The organism is uncultured Veillonella sp., from assembly GCF_934230905.1.
Lineage (GTDB): Bacteria > Bacillota > Negativicutes > Veillonellales > Veillonellaceae > Veillonella.
Window position 1 is genome coordinate 1 of sequence record NZ_CAKQFJ010000050.1, and the last position, 6072, is coordinate 6072.

The window sequence follows — 6072 nt, forward strand, 5'->3', positions numbered from 1 at the left end:
CGATTAACAAAATACGCCATATTTGCTTCAAGATCTGGTCCACGACGGAACATATCGCCTCCTACAAGAAACATCGTATCATTACCATACAACTCCACTAACTCTGCAAGGCGCACATCAGTAACTCCACCACCAGGAGCCGGACATGCCGCTTTCATCATTCCTACACGCTGTTTACTATATGCAGAAATTTGTTGACATTGGCTACGAGTAAACGTGAACCGTCCTCCATAGGACACAAAAACAAGCATATCAGCGCCAAACAGACGTGGCAAAAAGCCTAACTGTAAATAATCCGCAATACCAGATACACCAGAACTTACAAATCCACCAGAATAAGCGGGATGATGTATGATAGGCAAGCACAAACTTTCATCTGTAGCCAATTTATGTAGCCACCCCGCTCCTACAAGTCCAGTTGCCACCATAAGAGCAGTAGCACCGGCCTCTTTAGCAAAGTAAGCACGCTCTAACACATCCGTACCATCACCAGATACATTAGCTGCATACAACGCATGTTTTCCATACTTTTCATTCATCTCGTGAACAGCAGCAGCACATCGTGTCACGCGATCCTTAAACCGAGAAAAGGACTGATTCGTAATACCATGGTCATCTTTAATTACATCTACACCACCACGTGTATAGGCAGCACACATACGAGCCAGCTCTTCATTCGGAGTCCCCATCGGTTTAATTACAGCCTGAATCATCGGTCTCGTTAGAGTATGTACTAGTTCACGAATTCCTTGAAGACCAAATCGTGGGCCTTTAAATACATCTAATAGTGTAGGAGATAGCTCTATATCTACCACCCAAATATGCGGTTGTAAAGAAGAATTACCAAATACAACATTTAAGAATTGTGTTGCCTCTAATGCAGTTGTATCTACATGATATGAAATGCGAGCCACATAATAACGCGATATATCAATTACGTTATTTGGCATGATTCCCACCGTAGAATAAGGAGAATCTTGCGCCATCGGCTCGAGAGATTCCAATCGACCAGTAATTGTATCTTTAATATATGAATCAGTTACAAATTCATAAGGGAATTCAATCGTTTGTTCTACTTGAACAGCCCAAGCAATAGACTTTGCTTCTTCATATGTATTAGCTTCAATTCGATAGGTAACTATAAATCGCTCGTCCTTCATAATATATCTCCTTTGCAATAATATTATTAATTATATACCAAAGAAGTACACCTTTCCATAAAGAGATATAAAAAAGACTATAGCGATGTCACATCCATCGCTATAGCCCTTATATAATATGAAGTTGTTATGCGTTAGCTAATGTTTTACCTAATTCTTGACATTGTGCATTGCCATCATCATCAGGTTCGCCCAAAACGGCAACACCGTCAGCCACTAATTCGCCACCAGCATCTTTAATGCGTGAGCCCCAGTCTTCTAACCAAGTGCCACCCCAACCATAGGAGCCAAAGATAGCTACTTTTTTACCACTCAATTTACCTTCCAATTCAGTGTAAAATGGTTCAAATTCGCCTTCTTCTAATTGTTCAGCACCCATGTCAGCACAACCTAGAGCTAGTTTATCGTAAGCTGCTGCATCATCAACAGATACTTCAGAAACGGATTTTACTTCAACTTCTTGACCTGCAGCCTTAATACCTTCAGCTACTTCATAAGCCATTTTTTCTGTATTGCCTGTACCGGACCAAAAAATTACACCAATCATCTTGTACCTCCTAGGCCGTTCTTGCGACCAATGAACTAAATGTTTTTCCCAACATCAATTGAGTTTGACAAAATTCACGACATGCTTTGTAACATAGGAAAGAGCGTTGTGCATCTACCACATCGTGGTAAACCTTCCATTCACCACACATAGAATACCCCGTGCCACGACGAGAAATAAAATACTTTACATCCTGTAACGGATATCCGAGAAATACACCGATTTCATGAGGAAAATCAACGCAAGATTCCATACGGTACCGTAAATGTTCAAGCATCTCCCTAATGCTCATACTATCTTGATAGCCGTAGGCTTTCAAAAATGTCATCACCGCAGGTTGCCGTACATAGTCTCGTAATTGTGTCTCACGGAACACCAATAATAGCCTACGTGCTTTACAGCGACATAATTCAAAGAAGAATAAACCCTTTTCATTAAACTCTTTATTATATTCAGTCAAAACGAATTGGATTTGTTCATTCATGTCCCGTGGAATAGAAACCAAATTCGAGATTTTAATGCCTCGAATTGCCGGTGCACAATGAAATCCAATGATATTGTCAATTGAATTCATCATAGTCGTACCTGCCTATTGCATATCTACACAGAAATATCTCAAGTTGTTGAGATTAATTCCTATGTACATATAGTACTCTCAATGATAAACATTGTCAAGATAATTGAAAATTTATTTCAATAACATATTTTTATTTACTACTAAAAACATTGTTTATACGAGGAAAAACCTTAGCATCATTTTCTTCATCTACAGCAATAAAACGGATATTAGGGCCATCATATTTACTATCAGAAACTGCAATATGAACAACCTCATTATAAGAATTATTATTATCTTTACTTGTATATTTTAAAGTCCCTATATATGCTTTATTATGTTTTGTAAGCGGTGTTACAACATGGTATGAACCTAACTCTGTTGCAGTACCTTCATTGATAGAGGCCACCAAGTTGCCAACAGAGCTAGAGTCAGTACTCACATGCTTTATATTAACAAGATTGTTTTTACTGCTTACAATTACATTTGCAAAAACAGCATAATTCATTTCATTTCCATTTTTAATATTGAGTGTATACACTTCTGCACGACTAGCTCCAGCTTGCATCAAAGCTGTTTTTACATCTGTTTTAGCCGCTCCGGCAAATAATGCCTTTGGTGCATTAGCATATATAGTAACACCTTCATTTAATTTCATACCATTATAGGTACCATATGCAGCAGTATACTTACTGGCATTAATATTAGCAGCATCAACAATTATAGGGGTACTCATTACAACAATACCAGCTAAAGCCAAAGCTATTATCGATTTCATATATTTTCTCCTAAACAAAACCGCCCCTTAAAGGGGCGGTTTAATCACAACTATTTCTTTTGTTGCTTTGCCCATGTATCACGCAAACCTACAATACGGTTTACCACAATATGGTCGGCAGTGCTATCCTTATCAACTACAAAATAACCTTGTCGTAAGAATTGGAATCTATCACCTACAACGGTATTAGCAAGACTTGCTTCACCCTTACTATGCATAACATGTAAAGACTCATGATTAAAATCAGCTAAGAAGTCTTTACCATCAGATTCTTCCTTAAGTAAATAATCATACAAACGAGTTTCAATATCTACAGCAGTAGATGCCTCTACCCAATGCAATGTTCCCTTTACTTTACGTGTGCAACCACTACCACTCTTCGTTTCAGGGTCATATGTACAATGGATTTCGGTAATAGTACCATTTTCATCTTTCACAACAGATTGGCACGTAATGAAATAAGCACCCTTTAAACGTACTTCTTTACCTGGAGCCAAGCGGAAAAATTTCTTAACTGGTTCTTCCATAAAATCTGCACGCTCAATATAAATTTCACGACCAAACATCACTTCACGGGTACCAAGTTCCTCATTTTCTGGATTATTTTCAACCAAACAAAGTTCTGTTTGTCCTTCTGGATAATTATCAATGATAACCTTAACAGGATCGATGACAACCATCGGACGTGGTGCTTTTAATTTCAAATCTTCACGAATACAGAATTCGAGTAATGCAATATCTACAGTACTATCCGCTTTAGCAACACCAATGCGGTCACAAAAATCACGGATAGCTTCTGGTGTATAGCCACGACGACGCAAGCCAGAAATGGTAGGCATACGAGGATCATCCCAGCCGGATACGAGACCAGCCTCTACAAGAGCACGTAATTTGCGTTTAGACATAACCATTTTTGTTACATTTAAACGAGCGAACTCAATTTGGCGAGGTTTTTCTGTATCTTCCCAATCTTCGAGAACCCAATTATACAATGGACGATGCACTTCAAATTCCAACGTACATACGGAATGGGTAATGCGTTCAATAGCATCTTCAATAGGATGTGCAAAATCATACATTGGATAAATGCTCCATTCAGAGCCTGTGCGATGGTGCGCTGCATTTACAATACGATATAATACGGGGTCGCGCATTACAATATTAGGATCTGCCATATCAATTTTAGCGCGTAACACCTTTTCGCCGTCCTTGTATATGCCTTCTTTCATTTCTTCAAAGAGTTTTAAATTTTCTTCTACAGAACGATCGCGATATGGACTATTTGTACCTGGTGTAGAGAAATCGCCACGAGTTTGACGGATTTCTTCTGCTGTTTGATCATCTACATAAGCTTTTCCTAATGTAATAAGCTTTTTGGCATAGTCATACATCTTACCAAAGTAATCAGATGCATACCGTACGTCACCGTCCCAATGGAATCCAAGCCATTCCACGTCCTCCTTAATGGAATTTACATATTCCACATCTTCCTTTTCAGGATTTGTGTCATCAAAGCGTAAATTTGTTAAGCCATTGTATTCTTCGCCCAAACCAAAGTTAAGGCAAATAGACTTAGCATGACCGATATGTAAATACCCATTTGGTTCCGGTGGAAATCGCGTATGTACACGGCCACCATATACGCCTTCTTCATTATCTTTATTTATTTCAGCTTCGATAAAGTTAATGGATACAACTTCTTCAGGAGCTACAGTTTGTTCAGTATCTTTATGTTCCAACGTTACAACCTCCATACGATAAATATTCTTTTATTTTACCATATTTTATATAGGACCGCACATTTTTTAAAGTCTTATCAAAGTTTAATCAAAATCAGTTACATCAACACCTACTTTTTTAAGTTCTGCCAAAGCAGAGTCCACATCCATTTCAGGCTTTTTATAATTAACTTCTTCATTAACGCAAGTCTTCAAAGGCTTATTATTGACACCAGCGATGAGATTTTCCGCCGTCAACATAGACATATCATAGCGTGTACGATCTGTATAAGAACCAATATGAGGTACAATCAAACAATTTTCAACGCTTAACAACGGATGATCTGCTGGCAATGGTTCAGGATCTGTCACATCGAGAGCGGCATAGTCGATTTCTCCCTTTTGGAGTGCATTAATAAGAGCATCTGTATCGACGATGGCACCGCGCCCCACATTGACAAATAACGCAGTCTTTTTCATTTTTTTGAAGAACTCTGCATCACACATATGATATGTTTCATCTGTTAGAGGTGCCATAATACATACAACATCACTCGTAGCGAGTAGTTCATCTAATTCCATGTACGTTGTTCTATACAATTGATCATCATTGCGTTGATGACGATTATGATATACAACGGTCATACCAAAGGCACGGGCACGACGAGAAATAGAAACACCGATAGCACCCATACCGATGATACCAAGGGTACGACGACTCAAATCAAAGCCCTTTATATTAGAAGGACGTTCAGCCCAACGGCCATTTTTTACGAAAGCTGCATTTTCAATAATGCGGCGACTAGCCGTAGCTATTAATGTAAAAGCAAGTTCAGCCACTGTTTCATTTAATACACCTGGTGTATTACCATATGGTATTCCGGCAGCTGTAAGTTCATCAATTTTTACATTATCATATCCTACTGAAGCTTGTGCAATGACCTTTAAATTAGGGGCAGCTTTGACAAGGTCCGCGTCAACCGATATAGAATTAATAGACCATAATCCATCCGCATCACGCAACCATTCTTTTAAAACCTCTCTAGGCATTTTAGTTTTTTCTGTCCATTGACGTACATCAACATGCTCTTGTAAATAAGCAATCACATCACGGCGTACTAAGCCCGGTACCACAACTAAAGGTTTACGTTCCATAATCAATCCATCCTTTCCCTACATGTATTTCTAATGCTATAACATCATATATTTTCAGCGAAGATTTTTCGTATCTATATTGTATCCTATAATCGAAAATTTACCAAAATTCATAGTAAACTATAAATCAAAAAGAGTCCTAAAAGCATTATGCTTCT

Annotated in this window: 6 protein-coding genes; all 6 read right to left on the reverse strand. The window is 38.4% G+C overall.

Annotated features, from left to right (window positions below; translation table 11 throughout):
- Positions 1 to 1160, reverse strand: a 1160-nt coding sequence (locus Q0E20_RS09285; protein ID WP_295999368.1) for a RuBisCO large subunit C-terminal-like domain-containing protein, incomplete at its 3' end; no start/stop codon positions are given.
- A gap of 127 nt (positions 1161 to 1287) precedes the next feature.
- Positions 1288 to 1707 (reverse strand): flavodoxin, encoded by a 420-nt coding sequence (locus Q0E20_RS09290; protein ID WP_295999370.1) that lies wholly within the window; start codon positions 1705 to 1707, stop codon positions 1288 to 1290.
- Between the two features lie 10 nt (positions 1708 to 1717).
- Entirely contained in the window at positions 1718 to 2284 is a 567-nt protein-coding gene (locus Q0E20_RS09295) for a DUF3793 family protein (protein ID WP_295999373.1), read from the reverse strand.
- A 130-nt stretch (positions 2285 to 2414) separates the two neighbouring features.
- Positions 2415 to 3041, reverse strand: a complete 627-nt coding sequence (locus Q0E20_RS09300; protein ID WP_295999377.1) for a hypothetical protein — start codon at positions 3039 to 3041, stop codon at positions 2415 to 2417.
- A gap of 50 nt (positions 3042 to 3091) precedes the next feature.
- Positions 3092 to 4780, reverse strand: a complete 1689-nt coding sequence (locus tag Q0E20_RS09305) for a glutamine--tRNA ligase/YqeY domain fusion protein (protein ID WP_295999383.1) — start codon at positions 4778 to 4780, stop codon at positions 3092 to 3094.
- An 84-nt stretch (positions 4781 to 4864) separates the two neighbouring features.
- Entirely contained in the window at positions 4865 to 5914 is a 1050-nt protein-coding gene (locus Q0E20_RS09310) for a D-glycerate dehydrogenase (protein ID WP_295999386.1), read from the reverse strand.
- Positions 5915 to 6072 lie beyond the last annotated feature (158 nt).